The sequence below is a fragment of the Cupriavidus sp. 05L310 genome (genome assembly GCF_056398185.1).
The window spans coordinates 31,978-56,829 of record NZ_JBFTOX010000040.1; the positions used below are offsets into that span (position 1 = coordinate 31,978).

Here is a 24,852-nt window from a genome sequence, read left to right on the forward strand (position 1 = left end):
CGCGCCGCAAAGCGCTTTTCACATGCACGCGGCGTGCTGTCCTTTTCGCCGCGGCGTGCGCAACGTCCATCTCCGCCGGGCGCGCAAGCTTCGCCGATCTCTCTCGTCCTTCAATAACAACATCATGCGATTACCGCTACTCGCGCTGGCTGCCGCGGCCTTTGGCATTGGCACCACCGAATTCGTCATCATGGGGCTGTTGCCCGATGTCGCCGCCGATCTAGGCGTCTCCGCGCCGGCTGCCGGCATGCTGGTTTCCGGCTATGCCATCGGCGTGGCCGTGGGCGCGCCTATCCTCGCCATCCTCACCGCCAGGTGGCCGCGCAAGACCGCGCTGGTCGGGTTGATGGGCTTGTTCATCCTCGGCAATGCGTTGTGCGCGCTGGCGCCCAACTATGCACTGCTGATGGCCGCGCGCGTGGTCACGGCGTTCTGCCATGCCGCCTTTTTCGGCATTGGTGCGGTGGTGGCCGCCGAGCTGGTCCCGCGCGAGAAGCGCGCGCAGGCTGTCGCGCTGATGTTCACCGGCCTGACGGTGGCCAATGTGCTGGGCGTGCCGTTTGGCACCGCCTTCGGCCACCTGATGGGCTGGCGCTCCACGTTCTGGGCTGTCACCGTGATCGGCGTGGCCGCCGCCACGGCGCTGGTGGCATGGCTGCCAAAGGCCATTCCGATGCAGGCCGGCAGCATCCTGCGCGAATTCCGCTCGATCGGCGCGGCCCAGGTCCAGCTTGCGTTGCTGATCAGCACGCTGGCTTCGGTCAGCATGTTCACGGTGTTTACGTATATCGCCTACATCCTGCGCGACGTGACCGGCTTCACCGCGCAGCAGGAGAGCATGGTGCTGCTGCTGTTCGGCGCAGGCATCACCGTGGGCGGCCTGGCCGGCGGCAAGCTGGCCGACTGGAAGCTGATGCCGGCGCTTGCCAGCCTGCTGGCAGCGGTGGCGGTGGTGCAACTGGTGTTCTCGTGGACCAGCCATTTTCCGGTGCCGACGCTGTTCACGCTGTTTGTCTGGGGCATGGTGAGCTTTGCGGTGGTGCCCGCCACGCAGGTGCGCGTGCTCGACAAGGCCAAGGGCGCGCCCAACCTGGCTTCCACGCTGAACCAGGGCGCCTTCAACCTGGGCAACGCCACCGGCGCGTGGCTGGGCGGGTTGATGATCAGCGCGGGCCTGCCGCTGACACAACTGCCCTGGCTGGGTGCGGCGGTGGCCGCGCTGGCATTGCTGGCGGTTGGCGTGTCGGCCTCGCTGGACCGGGGCCGGCGGGTGGCGGCGTAAGGCCGCTGCAAGGCCATGTCTCGTTGTACGATACGCGGAACCCGCTGGCGGCCCGGATGTTGTCCGGCCCGCGGCGGCCCGGAACAGAGCGGCTCGGCGACCCCGGCATGGACTACGCACACATCCTCCAACGCATCCACCGCGACATCGCGCCCCTGCTGGGCCAAGGGCGGGTGGCGGACTACATCCCCGAACTGAGCAAGGTGCCCGCCACGCGTTTCGGCATGGCGCTGGTGTTTGCCGATGGCCGCAGCCATTGCGTGGGCGACGCCGCGGTGCCGTTTTCGATCCAGAGCATTTCCAAGCTGTTCGCCTGCACGCTGGCTTTCCAGTTGCTGGGGGAGGACCTGTGGCAGCGGGTAGGGCGAGAGCCTTCGGGCAATGCCTTTAACTCGCTGGTGCAGCTGGAGTACGAGCAAGGCAAGCCGCGCAACCCCTTTATCAACGCCGGCGCGCTGGTGGTGACGGACGTACTGTGCAGCCGCTTCGTCCAGGCGGAGACCGCGCTGGTGCAGTTCATCCGCCGGCTCAGCAATAACCCGGCCATCGACTACGACCCGAAGGTGGCGCAGTCCGAGCGCGAGCACGCGGACCGCAATCGCGCCATGGCTTACTTCATGAAGGATTTTGGCCGGCTGGATATGCCGGTGGACAAAGTCATTGACGCCTATTGCCGCCAGTGCGCCATTGCCATGACCTGCGAAGACCTGGCGCGCGCGGCGCTGTTCCTTGCGCACGGCGGCGTGGTGCCCTGGAGCGGCGAGCGCGTGCTCGGCGCCAGCCCTGCCAAGCGGCTTTCGGCCCTGATGCTCACCTGCGGCACCTACGATGCCGCGGGCGATTTTGTCTACCGGGTGGGTTTGCCGGCCAAGAGCGGCGTGGGCGGCGGCATCGTGGCGGTGCTGCCGGGGCGCTGGGCGGTGTGCGTGTGGTCGCCGGGGCTGGACCACAGCGGCAACTCGCTGGCGGGTGTGCAGGCGCTGGAGTGGCTGACTACGCTAAGCGGGCATTCGATTTTCTGAGCCCGGCGGGGCCTCAGTCCTGTGCGCGGCGGAACAGCGCCAGTCCGCCCGCCAGCGCCATCAGCGTGCCGCCGGATACGCGATTCAGCCAGCGCATGCCGGCGCCGTGGAAGGCGTGCACGATCCTGGCGCCAAGTGCCGCGTACACCAGCATGGCCAGCAGGTTCAGCAAGCATTGCGCGATCGTCAAAACGGCGTACTGTGGGAGCAAGGACGCGCTGGTGTCGATGAACTGCGGCAGGAACGCCGAAATAAACAGCAACGCCTTCGGGTTGGTGACGGCTACCAGGAAGCTGCGTGAAAACAACACATGTGCCCGGCCGCTATCCACGGCCGCCGCGAATTCCGCCGGTGCCGTGGCCGGTACATTGCCGGAGCGCAGCAGTTTCCATCCCACATAGGCCAGGTAGGCTGCGCCAAACCATTTGATCAACGCGAAGGCAAACTCGGATGCTGCGATTACTGCGCCAAGCCCGGCCGCAACGGTGGCGATCAGGATGATATCTGCAGCGATCGCGCCCGCCATGCCCCACGCTGCCTTGCGCACGCCATGCCGCGAGCCGTTATTCAGGGCGAGCAGGACGGTGGGGCCGGGCGTGGCGATGGTCACGGCGGAAGCAAAGAGAAACAGGAGCAGGGTGGCGAGTGTCATGGTCTGATCTGGCGTGCGGCAGGGCGGCGACATTGCCTGGCATCATAGAGCAGACATACCAACTTTTGATACGATGGCGGATAGATTCCAACGATAGCCCGCAGGCGTCATGGCGCTTGTGACGGGCACGATTCAACGAATGGCGTGCCCTTGGCGACGTTGCGATTCTCCAATAAGAATCGGAGACAGCGATGATCAAAGAGATTGCATGGAAGAAGCGGGTTTTTGAGACACACGAGGTACAGGTGCAGGTGCGGCCCAGAACGCCCAACGTCTGGGAGTACACGGTCCGGGTCTGCCGCCCCGGCACGAATATCCGGGCTGCAGGGACCTTGCTGGAGTCATCGAAGGTGACGGACCTGTTCCCGACGGCGGAGGCGGCCGAGACGGCTGGCTTTGCCCATGGCGCGGAGTTGGCCAAGCGGCTGCTGTAGGTTGCGGTTGAACGGCTTTACGGCATCGGCATCGTTCTGATGCATGTGGCGGTTGATCAAGGCAGGGGTGTGACTTTTTGTTGCGGCCAGTTTGGGCTGCGCCACCCCACGCTATACTTCGCACGTCGCTGCAACCACAGCGGCCGGGTTTGACAGCCCGAAAAGAAGGCGGACAGCCGCCACCAAGCGGCATTTTTATGTCCGTCGCGCCTTTGCACGCCCCTATGGGTGGGCCTGGGCGGGGGAGCCTTCGGGCTCGCCGGTTCCTTCTTTCCGGTCTGTCAACCTCGCCTTGCGCCCGCCCACCCCGATTGACAGCGGGGAACGGGGTTGAAATCGCTTAAGAAGGAGGCACTCCCATGCCCCAGTCTTCGCTCGCCCATTCCGGGCAACTCGCCTGTCCCAACGCTCCCGTCATCTGCCAGCGCCCGAGCGCGTCCCAACGGAGGGCGCACGATGTATGACTACCCGCGCTACAACATCACCGCCCAACGCGCAGGTCGCGACACGTTCCTGACCGCGCATGCCCCATCCGAAAGCCCGCTAAGCCTCGCCGCCGAGAAGACCGCGCAACTCAACGCGCTGTTGTCCGTAGCCATCGAGAACGCTGCCGGCGGCACCCTTTGCAACCTGACTGAAGAAACGCAGGGCCATTTGCTCTCGCTGGCGACCGTGCTCGCGCACGAGACGCTGGTGCTGAGCGAACTGGCCGCGTTGGATGAGCAGGGGGAGGGTGGCGAGGGGTGATGCCAGCGTGCTGCGGATCTGCTGGCGAGGAGCAGTCGAGGTAGCCGTAGTAGCAATCCGCTAGCGTATTTTCCTAGACGGTCACAACAAGATCGGTGTAGCCGGCGAGGCGACCGTCAGAAGTCACCAGCCGGAGGGGCTCACTCATTGCTTGGGCAACCAAAAGCCGATCGAACGGGTCGCGGTGAATATCGGGAAGATCGCGCACCGCTGCACCATGCACAGCCCGCACCGGCAGCTCCGAGAAACCGCTTGTTTCTATGGCTGACACCAACTGATTCACGTCGGCGTCCAGCTTGCCTAAACCGACTTTGATTGATGCCTCCCAGATGCTCGCACTGCTTACGAAGACGTGCTCGGCATTTGCAATCATCTCGCGAGCAGTCTTCGGGAGTCTGCGGTCATCTGTCACGACCCACAGGTAGATGTGCGTATCGAGCAGAAGGCGCATCAACGCCCCTCGAATGCAGCGATCACGTCATCGGGCAGCGGCGCGTCGAAGTCGTCCGCGATATGAACCTTTCCTTTCAACGTACCGAAGCGGCGCGTTGGTTTAACGCGCTCCATCGGGACCAGCCGGGCTGCGGGCTTCCCGGCCTTGGCGATAATAATCTCTTCGCCCCCGGCAGCGGCATCGACTAGCCGGGAGAAGTTCGTCTTGGCATCGTGGATATTAACGACCTGCATAAGTGCTCCTAGTGGACTAAGCCCATATTAGTCCACTAGGACAAGGTCGTCAATACTGGCCGGCCGGAACGTCAAGTCCGCGTAATCGACGCACCCCCATCGACCAGCGAAGCCGTGCCGGTCACGAAGGCCGAGTCATCCGACGCCAGGTACAACACCGACCGTGCCAGTTCCTCGGGCTTTGCCACGCGCTTGAGCGCGTGGAGGTTGGTGATGAAGCTCTGCGATTCCGCGGTGTCGTTCATCGTGCGGTACATCTCCGTATCCACCGCGCCCGGCAGGATCGCATTGACGCGCACCCCTTGCGGGCCGAACTCGGCCGCCAGCGCCTGCGTCAGCCCGATCAGGCCGGACTTGCTGGCTGCGTAGGCGGCCACCCCCGGAAAGGCGAAGGTGTAGCCGACGAAGGTGGATGTGAAGATTACCGAGCCGCCACCATTCCTGAGCATCTGCGCGATCTGGTGCTTGGCACCCAGGAAGGCGCCGGTCAGGTTGATGGCAATGGCGTCGCTCCAGCCCGTCTCGGACACTTCGGTGCTGGGGCCGCCTTCGCCCAGAGTGCCTGCATTGTTGAAGGCGATATCCAGCCGCCCGTAGCGCTCGACGGCCAGCGCTACCAGCGCCCGGGCATAGTCCTCCAAGCGTACGTCGCCGGCCAGCGCCGCCACTTCGCCTCCGGCCGCGTGGATTTCCGAGACCAGTTGGTCCAGTTCGCTCGCGCGGCGCGCACCAACCACAACCCTGGCGCCCTCGGCGGCGAACAACAGCGCCGTGGCGCGGCCGATGCCGGAACTGGCTCCGGTGACAATGGCAGTTTTTCCGGACAAGCGTCCCATTTCGATCTCCTGGTTTGCGCCTGGCGACAACGTCGCATTGGGGCGCTTTGATGCATAGGTTTTGCGTTTCGAATAATCAGCATAGTGAGTCGCGGCAACGCCGGATCACCTTTCGCTTTCGGTACCCAGTATGGTTCGCCGTGGCTGCTCGCGGTAGAGTGCGAATCACGGAACTGCTTTTCGGGAAAACCGGACAATGTTGAAACTTGAGGGCGTCGCCAGCTTCGTGGCCATCGCGGAGTCCGGGTCGATCAGCGAAGCGGCGCGCCGCCTGCAATTGTCGAAATCCGTTGTCAGCGAGCGGTTGGCCGATATCGAGCGGCAGCTGGGCACCACCCTGGTGCACCGGACTACCCGCAAGCTCAGCCTGACCGAAGACGGCCTGGCATTCCTGGCGCGGGCGGCACGCATCATGCGTGAGGTCGAGGAGGCCACCTCCGACATGGCCGAGCGGCGCGGCAGCCTGGCCGGCCCCTTGCGGATCTCCGCGCCGGTGACGTTTGGCCGCATGCATCTCGGCCCTGCGCTCTATCCCTTTCTTGCCAGGCACCCGAAGCTGGAACTGACGCTGGACCTGGATGACCGCCGCGTGGACGCGGCCGCCGAGCGCTACGATGCCGTGGTCAGGCACGGCGCGCTGGAGGATTCGCGGCTGGTGGCGTGGCAGCTTGCCCCGAGCCGGCGTGTCCTGGTTGCGTCGCCGGCCTATCTGGCACGGCAGGGCACGCCTCGCGCCATCGAGGACCTGCAGCAGCACCGTGGCATCTTCTACGTCAACCGGGGCGTGGCCGACTGGCGCCTCGCGGGCCCGGATGGCGCGCTGTCGGTTCGCACGCACGTTGCGTTGCGCGTCAATAACGGCGACATGATGCACGACGCCGCCCTGGCGGGCCTGGGCATCGCGTTGCTCCCAACGTTTATCGTCGGCGCATCGATCCGTTCCGGTGCGCTGCAGGTGATCGACGCGGGCGTTCAGGCGGCGGCGGAATCCATCTACGTGGCGCACCCCGAGGGCCAGCGTGCTTCGGCCAAGCTGCGCGCCTTTGTGCAATGCATACGGGAGGCTATCGGCGACCCGCCGTACTGGGATGCAGCGGGCCGTCCAGCGGAATGACCGCTTGCGGCGCGATAGCATTCGTGCCAGGCGGTGGCGTGACTTTGCACCGTGTCTACCCGCGCTGCGGCCCGTAAAAAGGTTCATCGCCGATTTCCGGGGAAGGCTGCATGGATATTCAGGATGAAGTCAGTGTCGTCATTGGCATTGGCCCTGAGTGCATGGAGTGAGGATTGCCGTAGTTTGGTTGACACACCAAGTCGAAAATTTGATGCATTCGCAAGAACGACCCTGACGAAAAATCCCACGGCTGATGACTTGTTAATACATGTCAAGGCGCGTTTAAATGAATTTGGCTAGAGACAATAATCCCACCAGCGGGAGGCTGGCGTGCGAGTCATGCTTTAGCTTATTATTGGCGCTGCCTGAAAAGAAGCGAGGCCGCTCGCCAATTGGGCTGGCAGAAGCCGAATAGGCGGGGCGGGTAAACAAACGCAGCGACGCGTAGAAATACGGCAAGTATGGGAATCCATTTCAAGATCAGGAAGCTGCACTGGCATATTGCGTTGCTAATGGGCGGGTTCCTGTCCGCCGCGTCGTGCCTGGCGATGGACGCCGGCGAGCTCTACGAAAAACGCTCACCCAGCATCTGGCTGGTCAGCGTCTACAACGCGCAAGGCCAGCGCATCAAGTTGGGCAGCTCGGTGGTGATCGGGCAGGAAGAGCTGGTCACCAATTGCCACGTGCTGGCGCAGGGAAAGGCCATCTCCATCAAGCATGAGAACACGCTGCACGAGGCACGTCTTGTGCATGCCGACGTGGAGCGGGATCTGTGCATCCTCCGAGCCAAGGGCCTGGTTGCCCCGGCGGTCAAGATTGCGCCGGCTTCGACGCTGAAGGTCGGTCAGCGGGTATTTGCCATCGGCGCGCCGAGTGGGATGGAGTTGACACTGAGCGACGGCTTGGTGGCAGCGCTGAATCGGGACAGGGATGACAAGCTGTCGCGCATCCAGATCAGTGCCCCGATTTCCGGCGGATCTAGCGGTGGAGGGCTGTTCGATACCGAAGGTCGCTTGCTCGGCATACCTTACCTCACGATTCGCGAGGCGCAGAATCTTAACTTCGCCATTCCGGCGGAGTGGATCGCCGAGGTGCCAGCGCGAGCTAAAGTGGCCCTGGCGAAGTTCCGCGCCGAGAGCGCTGCCCCTCCTGCGCCGATCGTGGCGGCCAGCAGCCCCAGGGGCACAGCAAGACCCGCGGCCGAGCCGGGCCAGCGGTTGTCCGGGGATGATCTGAGCAGCCATTTTGCGAATCTGACGCGCATCGTCGCCATCTCGCCAAATGGCACACCGCTTGAGCTTGAATTCAAGCAGAACGGGGCTTTCGGCGTAACCAACATGCAGACGCGGGGCTATTCCGATGGCCGCTGGCGCATTATGCCGGAGAGCAACGAAGTCTGTTTCGACATGGGCAACCCCAGATTCATTGGGATGCAACATTGCTATCAGCTCGTCAGGTACGGGCAGACCTATACCATGCGCTCGGTTTCCGGCAGCTATTTCTTCACCTATTCGATGCAGGGATCCTGATCAATGACTGGCACATCCCGTGGTTCGCTTGTCTCTATCCTGTTTTTCGCCACGCTGGTTGTCAGCGCCTGCGCGGCTCCTACCGTCGCGGTCACCAATCGCGCGATGGACTACCAGGGGCGGCCGGTCCGTCTATATGTGATTTCCAGCGCTGGCATGGGCTGGGGCCCGGAGTTCTCCGGTGCGTTTCGTTCCAAGTTCCAGCAGATTGCCAGGCAGTGCGGGACAAATACCAGCTTCGAAGAGGTCTCTGGCCTGGAACTGGACCAGAACGGACCATTAGCCAGGGCCAATGCGTTCGGCGCCGACACCATCCTGACGATCAGCCATGGCGGCGGCGTCGTCAGCGGTCAAGGCGGCGCGCGCCTTTCTGCCAGCTATGGCGCCACGCTCAGGGACGTCAAACAGAGCCGGGCCGTGTGGCGGGGAAATTTCTCCTTCAGCCGTGGCGGTACCGCGATCGCTATTGAAGAGCGGGGGGCGGTGCTGGCCATAGATATCACCAACAGCCTGAAAAAAGACGGCATTCTGCCCGGCTGCAGCCAGATCACGCTTGGCCAGAATGGCCGGCTGGACCCCGCCGCCGTCCCCAAGCCTGGGTCGGGCGCTCCCGGCCTGCCGGCCGCGCCGGTGTACTCTTCGCAAGCACCAAACGCGGCTCCCAGCTTGCGTGACCTGCAGGACTTGTTGCCTAAACAGTAAGGCGTGGTGCGGCTGCCCTATTGCTTCAATCCTGACCAAGTGATTTCGGTCGCATCAACCTGCAACGTTTGTCCGGGCGCCGTAGCGTATGCGCAAGCACGCGTTGCCAGAGCAAACCACGACGCAGCGTCTGGCGTGGTCGACTCCAGGGAGATCGATCTTTCGGCGTATTCACAGGCCAAACTCAACGCCGTGGCGAGGCGGTTGAATGAGCTTCAGCGGAAAACCCTGAACTATGAAACCCCCCGCCGAACGATTTCTTCAACCGTTGCATCGTCCGGTTGAATCCGCAGCCGGTTGCGGTCATATTCCCTGTGCGCACGCCTATTCAATTCAAATTTCCCCTCCATCCCCCTTCGGCCTAAAACTAACCCAAATTCCGGTCCCATTTGGCTGATCCATAAGGAGATCAGGATACGTCCGCACCATATCCGACAATGCCGCATGCCCAAATGCCTTGGGTGAAAATGCAGGATCAGTCCGTTTAAGATACTGTCCCAACGCCCCCAGTCCAACCCGTCCATCAGGCGTGCCCCCGGCCAGTAGTGCGACCGCATTGATCACGGCCTTCGGACGGCGCTTTACAGATGGTTTAGGCGCAACAGCAATCTTCGGCTTGGCAGGATCTACCGGTTCGCCTGCCGGCTCGGGCGGAACCCATTCGAAAAACTGGTCGCTGGCATTGCGAAGCGCGTCGGGTGTCTTTGCTTCTCCCACGATATGCACCGTAGCACCACGCTCCCTCAGCTTCCGGCACAGGTATGCAAAGTCCGAATCGCTGGTGACCAGGCAGAAAGTATCGGCGCGGGAATCGAACATGGCTTCCATCGCGTCGAGTGCCAAGGCAATGTCGGCTGTATTCTTCCCGGCTGCATACTGGTATTGCAGGCAAGGCGTGAAGGCCAGACGCACGAGCGCATCCTGCCATTTGTTTGCCAGCGTGGCGTGGTTGCCATAGCCCCTGCGCAGCACTACGCGGCCAAACTGCGCGACTACGCGCAGGGCATGTTCGAGAATCTCAGGCGTCGTATTGTCGCAATCCACCAGCACCGCGACACGCACTTCCCCCGTGGTTACTTGATTCGCCATTTATCTCTCTCACTTTTCGTCTCGCTCACCAGCCAGCCTGAAGGCGGAAGCAGCATGTTTTTTCCTGGGCGGAAGGGAGCATGTTTTGGCCGAAAGCCGGTTTTCGGCCTGGTAATTTCCGCACCCATGGCAGCAGGAATAGGATTTTCGGTCGCCAGGCTCCGCTCAGCGGCGGCTCCAAAGCGGGGTGCCAAGGACAATATCTGAGAATTGGTGTTGGGCGTCCTTTCTGGTGCCTTGCGCAAGGTTGCGCCTAGCGCTGTTGAGCGATACCTCCAGGAGTCACAGCGACAGTATCTGGAGGCAGTGCGGGGCTAGTCACCGAAACATAGTCCCCAAGAATGACCGTGAAATCCACGTCCTTGGATGTATACCGCTTGATAGGAATCCCCGCCGACGCCAGCACCTGATCCTTCTGCGCATCACGCTTGCGCGCCTTGGCCGACCCATGAGAAGCCCCATCAAGCTCAATGACATACAGCGGCCGCATTGTCTTACGTTCGCAGACAAGATAGTCCACGTACTTTTGCGAAAACATATTCCGTGCAGCCTGCGCCTTGCCCTTATGCTGAACAAAGGCCGACATGGACACCTGGGGAAAGACATGTGCGTTTCTCAGCGCCATAACGAGCCTGTCATATAACTCAATCTCATCATTACGCATGAATGGCGCTCTTCGGGCAAACAGATATCCCGAAGTTGCTGTGGCAGGGGCACCACCCCGCTTCACCTTGAGTAGTGCGAGAAGAAACAGCCCGACCGCGAACAGCACGGCGACAGCGAACAGCGCTTTCATTTGACCCCCGGATTTTTTCTTATTCGGGAGATATTAACTCAGGAAGCTGGCAATGCCGCTATGGCCTGGGTGCAAGCGGAGGCCCGCTCCTGCCCGAACTCAGCCGTCGGACCGATCCCTGAACTAGACCGTTACCCCGGCCGTCCCGGCTCTCCCGTCCCGCAATGCGGCGAAGACAAGAAAAACTGGTCCGCCCGAAAAGACTTCCTATATTAGTTAGGCTCCGCGCGCGAGGCGAACTTCACCCCGCTTCCCGCGAGCGCACATGGCGCGCAATCCGGAACACTGATCCCGGCGAGGCTGCCTCGCCTGAAACCTGCTGTCCCCGGAGAACATCATGACGAATCCCAGGCTCGAAGTACTGACCCCACAGAACTGCCAGCTGATCTTCATCGATCACCTGCCGCAGATGGCATTCGGGGTGCAGGAGCGTTGCCATGCATCAGCCTTCCAGGCCCGAACTGATCCTGATGAACGGGCGGTTCACGACACTCGAGTCCCCGCATGCCGAGGGCCTGCTGACCATCCGGCTGGCCTACAACCTTTTCATGCAGAAGCCCAGGAACCGCCGGCCATGCCGGACTGGGCGCCGGTGCGCGCATTAGGCGGCTACCAGCCGCGGCGCGGCGCGTTCGGCTGCCCCTGCCGGGCGTTCTGAGCGAGGGCCATCGTTGCGTTGCCCACTCGTTTCGCTACGCCGGCGGTGCGCCGCCTGACATGACTGGCGGTGTGGCACGCAACACTACCAAGGAGGAAAGTCATGAAGCTCTATCTGGTTTCGCTAGGCGCGGGAATCCTGGTTGGCATCATCTATGCGCTGTTGCAGGTCCGCTCGCCAGCTCCGCCCGCCATTGCCCTGGTCGGCTTGCTTGGCATGCTGATCGGGGAGCAGGTCGTGCCGACCGCCAGGCGCATCATGGCCGGGGAACCGATCACCGTGGCGTGGTTCCGTTCCGAGTGCATCCCGAAGATCAGCGGTGCGCCCCCTGAGTCTCCGAAGGCAGTGACTGCGGCGGCGCCCACCGCGGGAGAGAAGGACGGCACGTGATCCGGGCGACGCGGCATTTTGATTTGCATCAGCGAAGAACAATGCGGGGGTTGTGATCCCATGCGCCGCTGCTAGAATGAATTTCCCTTTTCAGCATGCAGGAGCGCAGTCATGGCGACATACCAGCGCGGCGATCTTTTTATCGTCACTTCTGTCGAGGAACTGCCATGGGGGCGTTACCGGGGCTTTGTGACATTCACGGCGGGCGTACAGCCGGCGGCCTCCTCGCGGCACACCTGCGCGAAATGCTGGGACAATCCGCTGCAGGCGCATGAGGACGCCGATGCCGAGGTCGAGTACGCCTACAGGCACTATCTGTCCGATCACACCGACTGGAGCTCCAGGGCCGGCAGTACCGAGCATTGACCGGCGCATCCCCTTGCCCGCTTGCGTGACTTGCCAGGCTTACTTGAAGTTGTCGCGCCAGTAGGTTTCGATCTGCTTGACCAGTCCGGGTGGCAGCGCCACATAGTGCTCGGCAGCGGCGTCGGCCTGCCCGTCGTTGAGTGCCCATTTGAAGAAGGCAAGCGCACCCTGTGCGCTTGCCTGATCCTTGGGGACTTTCGGCATGATCACGAACACGGCGCCGGCAATGGGCCACGCCTGCGTGCCGGGCGCGTCCGTGATGACCTGGTAGAAATCCGTTTGCTGGGTCCAGTTCACGGATGCCACCGCCGCGCTGAAACTCTCACGTGAAGGGCTGACGTACGCGCCGTCTCTGTTTTGCATTACTGCGTAAGGCAGTTTGCGTTGCAGGGCGTAAGTCAGTTCGACATAGCCAATCGCCCCTTTGACATTCTTGATATAAGTGGCCACACCGTCGTTGCCGTTGGCCCCGACGCCGGTGGGCCATTTGACCACCGTGCCGGCACCCACGGCGTTCTTCCATTCGCCGCTGACCTTGGACAGATAGTCGGCCCAGTTGAACGTCGTTCCCGAACTGTCACTGCGATGCACGACCAGGATCTTTTGGTCGGGGAAGTGAATGCCGGGGTTGATTGCGCTGATGGCGGGGTCGTTCCAGTTGGCGATCTTGCCGAGGTAGATATCCGCCAGCAACTGGCCGGTAAAGCGAATCTGGCCCGCCGCGACGCCATCCAGGTTCACAATCGGCACCACGCCGCCGATCACCAGCGGAAACTGCGCCAGCCCGGCAGCGCGCAATTCATCCGGCTTGAGGGGCATGTCCGAGGCACCGAAGGTGACATTGGCTGCCTTGATCTGCCGGATGCCGTTGCCCGAACCCGTGGGCTGGTAGTTCACCTCCTGGCCTGTCTTGGTGTGATACGTGGCCGCCCATTTGACCAGCAAGGGGTAGACGAAGGTGGAACCTGCGCCGGTGATGTCGCCAGCGTGCGCAGCGAGTGCAAAGCCCGCGAGCGCGCATGCGAGGGTGGCTTGGCGCCACGTGTTCCGAAAGAACAGGGATCCAGTCATATCGCAACCTCCATGCCGGCGGATCGGGAGTGGGTAACGAGTAACGGAGAACGGGGAATGCGCCGGTGCATGCTCCGCCGAGGAGGTCACTTGCTTATCCTAGCACCTGGTCCCGCGCAGCCGGCAAGGCGTTTTTTTCGAATTCGCGCGGCGCTGTCACGAAAATGTCATACACCGTGTTCGAATTCTTGCTGTTGTGCGCGCATTGGACGCATAGCGAAAAAATCGTGCAAAGGTGTTCGCGCATCGGATCAAACCTGATGCACCGGCAAGCTCGCGCGGCGCGCTCCCCGATCCATCTCGCCGCCGCCTGCACCGCCTGCCGCATGAAACCGCATGAAGCCGCATAGAGGCGCGATACGCCTAGGCTTCGCAAGGGCCGCCCAAGTTGTTGCGGGCCGGCCTTGGGCGTCTTGGCGAGCTTGTCCATCAGTCCCTGTACTTCGCGGAACGGGCAGAGCTTGCAGCCGTCCTGCATCGTGATGCACGACCACCTAGGGAAATCCCCCGGTTCAAATGGTGCAAAACGTTGCCAATTTATCGACAAATCGTGGATATACTGCACGGGCATTCCCACTCGTACTGGCACACATCATGGCAAACGCAATCCTTCCCCGCTGGCAGTTCTGGATCGACCGTGGAGGTACCTTCACCGATGTGGTGGGGCGCCGTCCCGACGGTACCCTCGTCACGCACAAGCTGCTGTCGGAAAACCCGGAGCAGTACCGCGACGCGGCGGTGGCCGGCATCCGCCACCTGCTGGGCCTGGCGTCGGGCAAGCCGGTGACGGCGGACCTGGTCGAATGCGTGAAGATGGGCACCACGGTGGCCACCAATGCCTTGCTGGAACGCAAGGGCGAACCGACGCTGCTGATCACCACGCGCGGCTTCCGCGACGGGCTGCGCATCGCCTACCAGAACCGGCCGCGGCTGTTCGATCGCCATATCGTGCTGCCGGAACTGCTCTACAGCCGGGTGATCGAGGCCCAGGAGCGCATCGGCGCGCACGGCGATGTCGTCGAGCCGCTGGACCAGGACCACCTGCGCGAGCGGCTGTGGGCCGCCTACGATGCAGGGCTGCGCAGCGCGGCCATCGTCTTCATGCACGGCTACCGCTATGCCGCCCACGAGCAGGCCGCGGCGCGCCTGGCACGCGAGGTCGGCTTCACCCAGGTCAGCACCTCGCACGAGACCAGCCCGATGATGAAGTTCGTCAGCCGTGGCGATACCACCGTGGTCGATGCTTACCTGTCGCCGATCCTGCGCCGCTACGTGGACCAGGTGGCCGGCGAGATGCCAGGCGTGCGGCTGCTGTTCATGCAGTCCTCCGGCGGCCTGACCGATGCGCAGGCGTTCCAGGGCAAGGACGCCATCTTGTCCGGCCCGGCTGGCGGCATCGTCGGCATGGCGCGCACCGCGGGGCTGGCGGACCAGGCGCGCGTGATCGGCTTCGACATGGGCGGTACCTCGACCGATGTCAGCCACTACGCGGGAGAATTTGAGCGCGAGTTCGAGACGCAGGTGGCGGGCGCGCGCATGCGCGCGCCGATGATGAGCATCCATACCGTGGCGGCCGGCGGCGGTTCGCTCCTGACCTTCGACGGCGCGCGCTTTCGCGTGGGGCCGGAAAGCGCGGGGGCCAACCCCGGCCCGGCCAGCTATCGGCGCGGTGGGCCGCTGGCGGTCACCGATGCCAACGTGATGCTGGGCAAGATCCAGCCGGCCTGGTTCCCGCACGTGTTCGGCCACGGCGCCGACCAGCCGCTCGACGCGGAGGTGGTGCGCGAGCGTTTCGGCACGCTGGCGCGCGAGAGCGGCCGCCAGGCCGAGGAGGTGGCGCACGGCTTTATCCAGATCGCGGTGCAGCAGATGGCGAACGCCATCAAGAAGATCTCGGTGGCGCGCGGCTATGACGTGACGCGCTATACGCTGCAGTGCTTCGGCGGCGCGGGCGGCCAGCATGCCTGCCTGGTGGCCGATGCGCTGGGCATGACGCGCGTGTTCGTGCACCCGCTGGCGGGCGTGCTGTCGGCCTATGGCATGGGCCTGGCCGACCAGAACGTGATCCGCGAGCAGGCGGTGGAAACCCGCCTAGACGCGGCGGCGTTGCCCGCGATCGACGCGGCCCTGGGGCAACTGGCCGAGGCCGCGCAGACCGAGTTGCGGCGCCAGGCGGCGGGGGATGCACCGGTCGCGGTGCACCGGCGCGTGCACGTGCGCTACGAAGGCAGCGATGCGGCCCTGGTAGTGCCACACGGCGATCTGGACCAGATCGTGCGGGGTTTCGAGTCGGCTTACCGCCAGCGCTTCGCCTTCCTGATGCAGGGCAAGGGCCTGGTGGTGGAGGCGGTGTCGGTCGAGGCCGTGGTGCCGGGCGATGCGCCGGCCGAGCGCGCACACCCGCTGCATCCGGTGCGCGAGGTGCCACGGCGCGGCACCGTGCCGATGTTCACCGCGGGCACCGACGGCGCGCCGGCGTGGCAGGACGCCGCGCTGGTGGTGCGCGAGGACATGCGGCCGGGCGATGTGCTGGCCGGCCCGGCCATCATCGCCGAGAAGAACGCCACCACCGTGGTCGAGCCCGGCTGGCAGGCCAGCCTGACGGCGCTGGATCACCTGATGCTCGAACGCACGATGGCGCGGCCGGCGCTGACCGCCGCCGGCACCACGGTGGACCCGGTGCTGCTGGAGGTGTTCAACAACCTCTTCATGAATATCGCCGAGCAGATGGGGCTGCAACTGCAGAACACCGCCTACTCGGTCAACATCAAGGAGCGGCTGGATTTCAGCTGCGCCCTGTTCGACGCCGCCGGCAACCTGATTGCGAATGCGCCGCATATGCCGGTGCACCTGGGTTCGATGGGCGAGAGCATCAAGGCGGTGATCGACGGCAACGCCGGGCGCATGCGCCCGGGTGATGTCTACGTGCTGAACGACCCCTACCACGGTGGCACGCACCTGCCCGACATCACCGTCATCACGCCGGTGTACGTGGGCGAAGGCGCCGAGCCCACCTTCTATGTGGGATCGCGCGGGCACCACGCCGATATCGGCGGCACCACGCCGGGCTCGATGCCGCCGTTCTCGACGCGCATCGAAGAGGAGGGCGTGCAGATCCAGAACTTCAAGCTGGTCGAGGCAGGCCGGCTTCGCGAGGGCGAGATGCTGGCCCTGCTGCGCAGCGGCGAATATCCGTCGCGCAATCCGCAGCAGAACATGGCCGACCTGCGCGCGCAGGTGGCGGCCAACGAGAAGGGGGCGCAGGAACTGCGCCGCATGGTGGACGAGTTCGGGCTCGACGTGGTGCAGGCCTATATGCGCCATGTGCAGGACAACGCCGAGGAATCGGTGCGGCGGGTCATCACGCGGCTGCGCGACGGCGAGTTTACGCTGCCGCTGGACAACGGCGCGCAGATCCGCGTGTCGGTGCGGGTGGATGCCGCCGCGCGCAGCGCCGTGATCGACTTCACCGGCACCAGTGCCCAGCAGGCCAATAACTTCAATGCGCCGCGCGCGGTGTGCATGGCGGCCGTGCTTTATGTCTTCCGTACGCTGGTGCAGGACGATATCCCGCTCAACGCCGGCTGCCTGAAACCCCTGCAGGTGGTCATTCCGCCGGGCTCGATGCTCAATCCCAATCCGCCGGCTTCGGTGGTGGCGGGCAATGTGGAAACCTCCACCTGTATCACCAATGCGCTGTACGGCGCGCTGGGGCTGATGGCGGCGGGGCAGTGCACGATGAACAATTTCACGTTCGGCAACGCGCGCTACCAGTACTACGAGACCATCTCGGGCGGCAGCGGCGCGGGCGGGTTCCATGACGAGACCGGCCAGCTGGCGGGCGGCTTCCACGGCAGCAGCGTGGTGCAGACCCATATGACCAACTCGCGCCTGACCGACCCGGAAGTGCTGGAGTTCCGCTTCCCGGTCCGGCTGGAGGGCTACCGCATCCGCGAGGGTTCGGGCGGCGCCGGCCGCTGGAAGGGCGGCAACGGCGGCGTGCGCCGGGTGCGTTTCCTGGAGCCGATGACCGCCAGCATCCTGTCCAACGGTCGCCACCATGGTGCCTTCGGCATGGCCGGGGGGCAGGCCGGCGCGCCGGGTATCAACCGGGTGGTGCGGGCCGATGGCCGCATCGAGCCGCTGGACCATATCGGCCAGGCGGAGATGCAGCCGGGGGATGTGTTCGAGATCCACACCCCGGGCGGCGGCGGCTTTGGCGGCGGCGCTGCCTGAGGGGGCGAGCGATGAGCGTGCTTGTAACCGGCTTCCAACCCTTCGGTGCCGACAGCATCAACGCATCGTGGGAAGTGGCGCGGGCCCTGGACGGGGTGTGCATCGGGAATGCGCGCTCGGTTGCGCGCATTCCCGACAATGCGGCCACTAGCCCATCGACCGGCTTTTCCACCCTGCCGATCGAGCGGATGGCCGCCGCGCTGCCTCCGGGATCGCACGCCGCTATCGGTTACGGCGCCCTTCATTGAATCTATAGTCGTGCCCTTTGCCGTACGCGGCGCTTTTTTCAGGAGATATCCCCATGTTTGTGAAGCAATGGCTGGCCGCGTGTGCCGCGTTCGCGACCTTGTGCGCGCCCGCGCTCGCTGCCGATTTCCCCACCAAGCCGGTGGTGATCGTGGTGCCTTACGCGGCCGGTGGCGCCGCCGATTTCGTCGCCCGCACCGTTGCCGCGAAGCTGTCGACGCGGTTGAAGCAGCCGGTGGTGGTGGAGAACGTCGGCGGCGCCAGCGGCACCATTGGCGCCGCCAAGGTGGTGGCAGCCGCGCCGGATGGCTATACGCTGCTGCTGGGCTCCGGCAGCGAAGTGTCGATCGCACGCCTGACCAATCCGAAGATCCGCTACGACGGCCAGCGCGACCTTGCGCCGGTGGCGCTGGTCGGCACCCAGCCCCTGGTCCTGGTCGGCAGCAACAGTCTGTCCGCGCGCACCATGGACGAGGTGCTGGCGCTGGCCCGGGCCAACCCCGGCAAGCTGAACTACGGCACTGCCGGCGTCGGCACGCCCCAGCACCTGATGGGCGAACTGATCAATCTCGATGCCAAGGTGAAACTGTTCCACGTGCCCTACAAGGGCGCGGCTCCCATCATCAACGATCTGCTGGGCAAGCAACTGGACCTGGCGGTGGTGACCTTGTCCGGCGCCCAGGCCCATGTGAAGTCCGGCGGCATGCGCGCCATCGCGCTCAGTGAAAAGCGCCGCGCCGCTGCGATGCCGCAGGTGCCCACGGTCAGCGAAACGCGCGGGCTGGAATCGGTCGACATGGGCGTCTGGTCGGGCCTGTTGGCGCCGGCAAAGACGCCGCCGGAAGTGGTCGATCTGCTGAACCGCGAAGTCGGCCAGGTGCTGCGCCAGCCCGATGTGCAGGCGCGCCTGACCGAGGCCGGCTACCGGATCGTCGGCGGCAGCCCCGCATCGTTTGCCGAGTTCATCTCCGCGGAAACGGATAAGTACCGCCGCATCGTGCAGGCGGCTGGCATCCAGGCCGAGTGACAGCACGCCGGGGGCGGGCGCGGCACTGCGCGCGGCCCCGGGAAATTAACGGGTAACGGGTAACGGGTAACGGGTAACGCGCCGGCGCGTGCTCCGCCGGCAATGTCACTTGCCTATCCTGGCGGGTGCAGCCCCAACCTCGCGCCTACCGCTCCCCGATCCACCTCGCCACCGCCTGCACTACCTGCGGCTCGATGCCGTTGAAGCCGTGATACGCCATGGCTTCGCAAGGGTCGCCCACGTTGTTGCCGCCATCGAACTGGATCAGGCCGGCCTTGGGCGTCTTGGCGAGCTTGTCCATCAGTCCCTGTACGTCGCTGAACGGGCAGAGCTTGCAGCCGTCCTGCTCGTGGTGCACGACCAGCACGGGCACCTTGATCTTGCCGAGGTCCATCGCCGGCACCGGGCGGCCGCGTTCCTCGCGAAGGATGGTGGAGGTCAGCACGATGCCGTCGGGGCCGCCGCCGTCCGCGAGCCGGATGGCGATGGCGGCCACCGACTGCGTACCGCGGCTGGTGCCGGCCAGCCATACGGGCAGGCTGGTATGGCCGCGCATCCAGGCGATCACGGCCCTGGCGTCCTCGGCATGCTCGGCGGACTGGCGGAAGCCGTTCAGGAAGGGGGAGGTCAGGTGGTCGCTGGGTGCGTCGATGACCGCAACTGCCAGCCCGTTGTCGACGAAGAGCTGGCGTGCGCGCACCAGGAAGTTGCCGGCACCCCAGCCCAGGCTGCCATTGGGATAAATCTGCAGGCCGCCGTGGCCGCCCGCGTAGAGGATCACGGCGGCCTTGGGCTGCGCGGGCGCGAGGTAGAGGAAGCGCTGCGTCACGCCGGGACGGGTCGGGATATCGACGACCTGTGCCGGCGCCGGCTGTGCCCGCGCCACCAGCGCGCAGAGCAGCAGGGTGGCGCAGAATGCGGCTTGACGCAGCAATCCCATCGGCATGTTTGCGTGGCGGCGGGGCATGGGCTGGGTCTCCGGTTTCTGTTTGCTTTCCGTTTGCTTGCTGTTTGTCCCCCGGCAACCTATGCCGCGGCCCTGACCCGGTACACGCAGCGGCGCGCATCGCTGAGCAGGTGTTCCTCGCGCGTGACCGTCGCCTCGCTGCCGGCGACTTCCTGGAAGATCCGCAGCTCGGCCCGGCAGAATCCCTGGCAGGTCCGCGCCGCGGCGCAGATCGGGCAATGGTCTTCGATCAGCAGCCAGTCCGCCCCGTCCTGCTCCAGGCGTGCCATATAGCCTTCGGCCTGGCGTAGCGCGGCAAGGGTCGCCAGCCGCTGCGCGAGCTGCTCCTGGCCGGCGACGGCGGCAAGGTATTGCTGGCGGGTTTCCGCTTCGCGCTGGCCGATCAGCTTGTCCAGCCCTTCCTCCCCGAACAACTGCCGCACCGAGCCGATCAACTGGATGGTGAGCTGCGCATGGGTATCGGGAAAGCGCCCGTGGCCGCTGGCAGTCAGGGTCCAGTCCTGGCGCGGCCGTCCGGCACCGCTGGCGCTTTGCTGGCGGCCTTCGATCAGTCCGGCGGCGAGCAGCTTCTGCACCTGCTGGCGCGCGGCTTCCGCGGTACCGCCGAGCGCCTGCGCGATCTGCGTGGTCGAGGCCGCGCCCTTGGTCTTCAGCAGGAACAGGATGCGATCACCCGGAGAACCAGTAGGGTTATCCAAGCTTTCTGTTGTGTAATTCATGCGGCGCGCCTAATATCCAAAAACGTTCTTGGATATTAGGGCAGGCGGGCAGCCTTGTCGAGCCTGTCCCGCATGCGGCCAAGCAGCGCATTGCCACCGAAAAAGGAAACTGCATCCATGTCAGCCTCACTCACGCATCCCGCCAAGCGCCAGCTCACCATGCTCAATCCCCTCGGTCTCTACGATCCGAGCGCCAACGGTTATTCCCATGTGGCGCTGGTGGCGCCCGGCGCAAGCCTGATCTGCGTGGCCGGGCAGGGCGGCGAGCGGGCGGACGGCAGCTTGCCGGACAGTTTCGAGGCGCAGGTGCGGCAGGCGCTGGACAACCTGCGCGTGGCGCTGGCCGCCGCCGGCTCGCACTTGCACCAGGTTGCCAGGCTGACCGTACTGGTGGTGGATCACGATGAGGCGCGCCTGCGCGTGCTGGCGGAGGTGCTGGCGCGGGCCTGGGGCGATGCGCCCAAGCCGGCCTGCACGCTGATCCCGGTGCCGCGGCTGGCGCTCGACGGGATGTTGTTCGAGGTGGAAGCGCTGGCCGTGGCGGATGCGTCCAACGTATCCGCCACGGCCAGCGCGACCTAGCCCGTGGCGCGTTCAGGCCGCCAGTTTGGGCGGCTGGGGTTGCCGGGCCGGCCCAGCCTGTGTTTCCCCGAAATGCGGATGGCGCGCGAACAGCTCGGCTGCCCAGTTGACGAAGACGCGCACCTTGGCCGACAGGTGGCGGTTCTGCGGATACATGGCGGCGATCGGCAGCGAGTCGGTGGGCCAGTCGGCGAGCACCTCCACCAGCCGGCCGCTTTCCACATACGGCAGCGCCATCACGCGCGAGATGCGCGCAATCCCGTGGCCTTCCAGCGCGCAGGCCAGGTAGACGTCGGCGTCGTTGGTGGAAATGGCCGAGGGCAGCAGCATTTCCGTGCGTTGCTCGCCCGCTCCCATCGGCCACGGCATCTCGCGGCCGGTGCGATTGGACAGGTAATTCACGGCCTTGTGCTGCACCAGGTCGCTGGGCTGGGTGGGCGTGCCGTGGCTCTTGAGATAAAGCGGCGAGGCGTAGAAGCCCAGCCGGAGTTGCCCGATGCGGCGCGCCACCATGGTGTCGTCCACCGGATCGCCCACGCGCAGCACCACGTCCACGCCCTCCTTGAGCAGGTCGATGGGTTTGCCGTTGATGGTCAGCTCCATCTTCAGCTCGGGATACGCGGCGAAGAACTCATGCAGCCTGGGGATCAGTACCAGTTGCGCCAGCCCGGCGGTGGTGTCAACGCACAGCGTGCCGCGTGGCGTGTTGTTCTGGTGGGTGAGCGATTGCTCGGCCTCTTCCACGTCCGCCAGGATCCGCACGCAGCGTTCGTAATAGGCGGCGCCGTCGGTGGTGACGCTGATGCGCCGGGTGGTCCGGTGCAGCAGCTTGACGCCCAGGTGCGTTTCCAGGTTCTGGATCAGGCGCGTGAGCGTGGCCTTGGGCAGGTCCAGCGACTCGGCCGCCCGCGCAAAGCTGCCTACATCCACCACGCGGGTAAATGCCTGCATTGATACGAGACGATCCATGTTCACTCCCCCGGATAAGGAAACAGGCAGGTCTGGCCGGCAGGGCAGGCACCCGAATGGGGTGCGCCCCGGCCAGGCGCATGACGGGTTGCGCGTGTGGCGCGGATGCGGAAGTGCGGGAGTGGATCACAAAACGGATGACCTTGCATAGCGAAGGGTTTCCCGATCGCGGAAACCGCGATTATTCCACCTGAGAAACAGTGCATTGGCAAAGCCTCGCTTTATCCCACCTTTATCAACCACCATAATTCGCTGCATCGCAATATGCAATGGAGGCGCCGTTAACGTACCCGTTAGTGCACCCGTTAGCGCGCAACAAGTCACCGCCATGTCGCCCACGCAACCGAAATCCGCAGCAGCAGCCTCCGCAGCCGAACTGGCCGAGGGGCACACGACCGAGCATACGGTGGAAAGCAGCGGCCGCACGATCGCGGTGCGCCTGAGCTACCCGCCGGGCTATCCGGCGGGCAAGGCGGCGCCGCTGCTGCCCTGGCTGATCTACCTGCACGCCGGTGGCTTTGTCGACGCCAGCCTGGAGAAGTCCCAGCGCCTGGCACGCTCACTGGCCGGCACGGTACCCGCGGTGGTGGTGACGCCGGCATACTCGCTGGCCCCCGATTTCCCGTTCCCTGCGGCGCCGGAAGATGCGTTCCATACCGCAGAGTGGGTGTTGCGCCATGCGCGCCGCCTCAAGGTGGACAAGCTGCGCTTTGCCGTGGTGGGTGAGGAGGCGGGCGGCAACCTGGCGATCGCGCTGTCGCAGATGCTGCGCGACCGCGGCTTGCCGGAGCCGCGCGCGCAGTGGCTGATCCGCCCGGTTACCGATCCCTGCCTGCAGCACGCGTCGTGCGCGGTGGGGCAAGGCGGGCGCAGCGTGCCGCTGGAAATGCTGCAGCGGCTGGCCGGGTACTACCGCGATTACCTGCCTACCCCGGCCGCCAGCGTGCACCCCTACGCGGCCCCGGCCCTTGCCTCGCGGCTGGCCGGCCTGCCGCCCACACTGATCCAGGTGGCCGAGGAAGATGCGCTGCGTGCCGAAGGCGAAGCCTTCGCCGGCCGCCTGCTGACGGCCGGCGTGCCGTCCGAAGCCCGAATCATGGCCGGTGCCTGTGGCGCCGGCGTGGAAGAATCCCACGACCGATGTCAGGTGTGGATAAACGAAGGCGCGCGCTACCTGCAAGGCTATCTTGCCGGCGACGACGACGCCTCGCCCAAGGCCGAACGCCAGACAGGAGCCAGCCCGCCCGGCTGATCCCGAATTACAAAGCCAAGCCGGCCTGCGCATAGCAGGCGTACCGGGCGCGATCCTTTGCGCGCGCCGGCGGGGGCGTTCGTCCCATTTTTTGCTTTCCAGTTGAAGAAAACCGCAGACGGAATACGGAGTCAAGAAAATGAATCAGCAATATCGACGCACCATGATTGCCCTGGCCATCGTCGCTGTGCTCGGCGCCGGCCTGGCCACCTCGATCTTCAAGCCCTGGCACGCCGGCGAGGCGCAGGCCGTGCCCGCGCCGGCGGCGCCCGCCACGGTGGACGTGGCAAGCGCGCTGGGCAAGACCATCACCGAATGGGATGAGTTCTCCGGCCGTCTCGAAGCCGTGGACCGTGTGGAGATTCGCGCCAGGGTCGGCGGCACCATCGACGCCGTGCACTTCCGCGAAGGCGCGCTGGTGAAGAAGGGCGATCCGCTCTTCACCATCGACCCGCGCCCTTACGCCGCCGAAGTGGCGCGCGCCGAGGCCGCGCTGGCCGCCGCGCAAGTGCGTGCCAGCCACGCGCAGACTGAGCAGGCCCGCGCGCAGCGGCTGGTGCAGGACAACGCGGTATCGCGCCGCGAGTTCGACGAGCGCGACAACGGCGCCCGCGAAGCGGTAGCCAATGTGCGCGCCGCGCAGGCCTCGCTGGAGGTGGCGCGGCTGAACCTGGCCTATACGCGGATCACCGCCCCGGTCAGCGGGCGCGTATCGCGTGCCGAGATCACCGTAGGCAACCTGGTGGCGGCCGGTGCCGGCACGCCGGTGCTGACCACGGTGGTGTCGGTGTCGCCGGTGTACGCCAGCTTTGAACTCGATGAGCAGACCTACCTGCGCTATACGGCGAATACGGCGAATACAGCGGATAAGTCAGATAAGGCGGATACAGCCGGTGGCGCGCCCGGCGCGCAAGGCGGGCAGTCCAGGTTGCCGGTGTTCCTGGGCCTGGCCAACGAGGAGGATTATCCGCGCGAGGGCCGCATCCAGTCGGTGGACAACCGGCTCGACACCAAGAGCGGCACCATCCGCGTGCGGGCCGTGTTCGACAACCCGGACGGCCGCCTGCTGCCGGGCCTGTATGCGCGCATCAAGCTCGGTGGCGGCTCGCCGCACCCGGTGGTGCTGATCAACGACCGCGCCATCGGCACCGACCAGGGCAAGAAGTTCGTGCTGGTACTGGATAGCGCGAACAAGCTGGCCTACCGCGAAGTCACGCTCGGGCCGTCGTACGAAGGGCTGCGCGTAATCCGCCAGGGTTTGAAGGCCGACGAGAAGATCGTGGTCAACGGGCTGCAGCGCGTGCGTCCCGGCGTCACGGTCGCACCCAAGCCGGTCGAGATGGCGTTCAAACGCGAGCTGGAGCAACGTGCCGAATCGGCAGACCGCAAGCAGGCGGCCACGGAGAAAACCACGGACAAGGCAGCCGATGGAAAACCAGTGACCTGAGCCGATCCTGCAAGAGCCGCATGAGCTGAATC

26 protein-coding genes and 2 pseudogenes are annotated in these 24,852 nt (G+C 65.0%); 17 read left to right on the forward strand and 11 right to left on the reverse strand.

Annotation, left to right across the window (positions count from 1 at the left end; genetic code table 11):
* The first annotated feature begins 124 nt into the window (after positions 1 to 124).
* Both AC1DS6_RS26680 and AC1DS6_RS26685 read left to right on the forward strand, forming a co-directional pair.
* A complete protein-coding gene (locus tag AC1DS6_RS26680; RefSeq protein WP_035859996.1) occupies positions 125 to 1,282 on the forward strand; it encodes an MFS transporter in 1,158 nt (385 codons plus the stop codon).
* Positions 1,283 to 1,389: 107 nt separating this feature from the next.
* Positions 1,390 to 2,304, forward strand: coding sequence for a glutaminase (locus AC1DS6_RS26685; RefSeq protein WP_035859907.1), 915 nt, complete (start codon positions 1,390 to 1,392; stop codon positions 2,302 to 2,304).
* A gap of 13 nt (positions 2,305 to 2,317) precedes the next feature.
* On the opposite strand, the gene AC1DS6_RS26690 is transcribed toward AC1DS6_RS26685, so the two are convergent.
* Positions 2,318 to 2,956, reverse strand: coding sequence for a LysE family translocator (locus AC1DS6_RS26690; protein WP_477103502.1), 639 nt, complete (start codon positions 2,954 to 2,956; stop codon positions 2,318 to 2,320).
* Positions 2,957 to 3,147: 191 nt separating this feature from the next.
* On the opposite strand from AC1DS6_RS26690, the gene AC1DS6_RS26695 reads away from it, so the two are divergent.
* The gene (locus tag AC1DS6_RS26695) at positions 3,148 to 3,390 is read left to right on the forward strand and encodes a hypothetical protein (RefSeq protein ID WP_441628754.1); all 243 of its coding nucleotides are present in this window, start codon (positions 3,148 to 3,150) and stop codon (positions 3,388 to 3,390) included.
* A 456-nt stretch (positions 3,391 to 3,846) separates the two neighbouring features.
* Positions 3,847 to 4,137, forward strand: a complete 291-nt coding sequence (locus AC1DS6_RS26700) for a hypothetical protein (RefSeq protein WP_441628756.1) — start codon at positions 3,847 to 3,849, stop codon at positions 4,135 to 4,137.
* Positions 4,138 to 4,210: 73 nt separating this feature from the next.
* Here the strand turns inward: AC1DS6_RS26700 and AC1DS6_RS26705 are convergent, their stop codons facing one another.
* From AC1DS6_RS26705 to AC1DS6_RS26715, 3 genes are all read right to left on the reverse strand, one after another.
* Positions 4,211 to 4,588 (reverse strand): type II toxin-antitoxin system VapC family toxin, encoded by a 378-nt coding sequence (locus AC1DS6_RS26705; protein WP_477103503.1) that lies wholly within the window; start codon positions 4,586 to 4,588, stop codon positions 4,211 to 4,213.
* Positions 4,588 to 4,824: a type II toxin-antitoxin system Phd/YefM family antitoxin gene (locus AC1DS6_RS26710; protein ID WP_441628760.1), complete on the reverse strand. Its 237-nt coding sequence runs from the start codon at positions 4,822 to 4,824 to the stop codon at positions 4,588 to 4,590. Before AC1DS6_RS26710 ends, AC1DS6_RS26705 begins: the two co-directional genes overlap by 1 nt.
* A gap of 71 nt (positions 4,825 to 4,895) precedes the next feature.
* Positions 4,896 to 5,660, reverse strand: a complete 765-nt coding sequence (locus tag AC1DS6_RS26715; RefSeq protein ID WP_477103504.1) for an SDR family oxidoreductase — start codon at positions 5,658 to 5,660, stop codon at positions 4,896 to 4,898.
* A 196-nt stretch (positions 5,661 to 5,856) separates the two neighbouring features.
* On the opposite strand from AC1DS6_RS26715, the gene AC1DS6_RS26720 reads away from it, so the two are divergent.
* From AC1DS6_RS26720 to AC1DS6_RS26735, 4 genes and pseudogenes are all read left to right on the forward strand, one after another.
* Positions 5,857 to 6,774 carry a LysR family transcriptional regulator gene (locus AC1DS6_RS26720; RefSeq protein ID WP_477103505.1) on the forward strand — a complete coding sequence of 306 codons (918 nt, stop codon included), beginning with the start codon at positions 5,857 to 5,859 and terminating at the stop codon, positions 6,772 to 6,774.
* A gap of 461 nt (positions 6,775 to 7,235) precedes the next feature.
* Entirely contained in the window at positions 7,236 to 8,303 is a 1,068-nt protein-coding gene (locus AC1DS6_RS26725; RefSeq protein ID WP_441628764.1) for a S1C family serine protease, read from the forward strand.
* A 3-nt stretch (positions 8,304 to 8,306) separates the two neighbouring features.
* Positions 8,307 to 9,005 carry a hypothetical protein gene (locus AC1DS6_RS26730; protein WP_477103506.1) on the forward strand — a complete coding sequence of 233 codons (699 nt, stop codon included), beginning with the start codon at positions 8,307 to 8,309 and terminating at the stop codon, positions 9,003 to 9,005.
* Between the two features lie 153 nt (positions 9,006 to 9,158).
* Positions 9,159 to 9,290: pseudogene (locus AC1DS6_RS26735) on the forward strand (IS30 family transposase); the annotation flags it as partial.
* Positions 9,291 to 9,338: 48 nt separating this feature from the next.
* Here the strand turns inward: AC1DS6_RS26735 and AC1DS6_RS26740 are convergent.
* Both AC1DS6_RS26740 and AC1DS6_RS26745 read right to left on the reverse strand, forming a co-directional pair.
* Complete coding sequence (locus tag AC1DS6_RS26740; protein WP_441628768.1) at positions 9,339 to 10,094, reverse strand: NYN domain-containing protein; 756 nt, start codon at positions 10,092 to 10,094, stop codon at positions 9,339 to 9,341.
* A gap of 253 nt (positions 10,095 to 10,347) precedes the next feature.
* Complete coding sequence (locus AC1DS6_RS26745; protein ID WP_477103507.1) at positions 10,348 to 10,890, reverse strand: DUF2726 domain-containing protein; 543 nt, start codon at positions 10,888 to 10,890, stop codon at positions 10,348 to 10,350.
* Positions 10,891 to 11,227: 337 nt separating this feature from the next.
* Here AC1DS6_RS26745 and AC1DS6_RS26750 point away from each other — a divergent pair.
* The 3 genes and pseudogenes from AC1DS6_RS26750 to AC1DS6_RS26760 all read left to right on the forward strand — a co-directional run.
* Positions 11,228 to 11,317, forward strand: a pseudogene (locus tag AC1DS6_RS26750) (hydrolase); the annotation flags it as partial.
* A 333-nt stretch (positions 11,318 to 11,650) separates the two neighbouring features.
* On the forward strand, positions 11,651 to 11,938 hold the full coding sequence (locus AC1DS6_RS26755) for a XapX domain-containing protein (RefSeq protein WP_441628772.1): 288 nt from the start codon (positions 11,651 to 11,653) through the stop codon (positions 11,936 to 11,938).
* 111 nt (positions 11,939 to 12,049) lie between these two features.
* Positions 12,050 to 12,304 carry a hypothetical protein gene (locus tag AC1DS6_RS26760; protein WP_441628774.1) on the forward strand — a complete coding sequence of 85 codons (255 nt, stop codon included), beginning with the start codon at positions 12,050 to 12,052 and terminating at the stop codon, positions 12,302 to 12,304.
* Between the two features lie 39 nt (positions 12,305 to 12,343).
* Here AC1DS6_RS26760 and pstS read toward each other — a convergent pair whose 3' ends face one another.
* A complete protein-coding gene (gene pstS, locus AC1DS6_RS26765; protein ID WP_441628776.1) occupies positions 12,344 to 13,375 on the reverse strand; it encodes a phosphate ABC transporter substrate-binding protein PstS in 1,032 nt (343 codons plus the stop codon).
* A 94-nt stretch (positions 13,376 to 13,469) separates the two neighbouring features.
* Positions 13,470 to 13,946: a hypothetical protein gene (locus tag AC1DS6_RS26770; RefSeq protein ID WP_477103508.1), complete on the reverse strand. Its 477-nt coding sequence runs from the start codon at positions 13,944 to 13,946 to the stop codon at positions 13,470 to 13,472.
* A 23-nt stretch (positions 13,947 to 13,969) separates the two neighbouring features.
* Between AC1DS6_RS26770 and AC1DS6_RS26775 the strand changes: the two genes are divergently transcribed.
* The 3 genes from AC1DS6_RS26775 to AC1DS6_RS26785 are packed head-to-tail and all read left to right on the forward strand — an operon-like array spanning position 13,970 to position 18,884.
* Complete coding sequence (locus AC1DS6_RS26775) at positions 13,970 to 17,611, forward strand: hydantoinase B/oxoprolinase family protein (RefSeq protein ID WP_477103509.1); 3,642 nt, start codon at positions 13,970 to 13,972, stop codon at positions 17,609 to 17,611.
* An 11-nt stretch (positions 17,612 to 17,622) separates the two neighbouring features.
* Positions 17,623 to 17,859, forward strand: coding sequence for a pyroglutamyl-peptidase I family protein (locus tag AC1DS6_RS26780; RefSeq protein ID WP_441628780.1), 237 nt, complete (start codon positions 17,623 to 17,625; stop codon positions 17,857 to 17,859).
* Positions 17,860 to 17,912: 53 nt separating this feature from the next.
* Positions 17,913 to 18,884, forward strand: coding sequence for a Bug family tripartite tricarboxylate transporter substrate binding protein (locus tag AC1DS6_RS26785; RefSeq protein ID WP_441628782.1), 972 nt, complete (start codon positions 17,913 to 17,915; stop codon positions 18,882 to 18,884).
* A 145-nt stretch (positions 18,885 to 19,029) separates the two neighbouring features.
* On the opposite strand, the gene AC1DS6_RS26790 is transcribed toward AC1DS6_RS26785, so the two are convergent.
* Positions 19,030 to 19,851, reverse strand: a complete 822-nt coding sequence (locus AC1DS6_RS26790) for an alpha/beta hydrolase (protein ID WP_441628784.1) — start codon at positions 19,849 to 19,851, stop codon at positions 19,030 to 19,032.
* Positions 19,852 to 19,910: 59 nt separating this feature from the next.
* Positions 19,911 to 20,570, reverse strand: a complete 660-nt coding sequence (locus AC1DS6_RS26795) for a helix-turn-helix transcriptional regulator (RefSeq protein ID WP_441628786.1) — start codon at positions 20,568 to 20,570, stop codon at positions 19,911 to 19,913.
* 117 nt (positions 20,571 to 20,687) lie between these two features.
* On the opposite strand from AC1DS6_RS26795, the gene AC1DS6_RS26800 reads away from it, so the two are divergent.
* Positions 20,688 to 21,152 carry a RidA family protein gene (locus tag AC1DS6_RS26800; RefSeq protein ID WP_477103510.1) on the forward strand — a complete coding sequence of 155 codons (465 nt, stop codon included), beginning with the start codon at positions 20,688 to 20,690 and terminating at the stop codon, positions 21,150 to 21,152.
* Positions 21,153 to 21,164: 12 nt separating this feature from the next.
* Here AC1DS6_RS26800 and AC1DS6_RS26805 read toward each other — a convergent pair whose 3' ends face one another.
* Positions 21,165 to 22,121 carry a LysR family transcriptional regulator gene (locus AC1DS6_RS26805; protein ID WP_441628790.1) on the reverse strand — a complete coding sequence of 319 codons (957 nt, stop codon included), beginning with the start codon at positions 22,119 to 22,121 and terminating at the stop codon, positions 21,165 to 21,167.
* Positions 22,122 to 22,449: 328 nt separating this feature from the next.
* Between AC1DS6_RS26805 and AC1DS6_RS26810 the strand changes: the two genes are divergently transcribed.
* Both AC1DS6_RS26810 and AC1DS6_RS26815 read left to right on the forward strand, forming a co-directional pair.
* A complete protein-coding gene (locus AC1DS6_RS26810) occupies positions 22,450 to 23,373 on the forward strand; it encodes an alpha/beta hydrolase (protein WP_441628792.1) in 924 nt (307 codons plus the stop codon).
* 139 nt (positions 23,374 to 23,512) lie between these two features.
* Positions 23,513 to 24,820, forward strand: a complete 1,308-nt coding sequence (locus AC1DS6_RS26815; protein WP_441628794.1) for an efflux RND transporter periplasmic adaptor subunit — start codon at positions 23,513 to 23,515, stop codon at positions 24,818 to 24,820.
* The last annotated feature ends 32 nt before the right edge of the window (positions 24,821 to 24,852 follow it).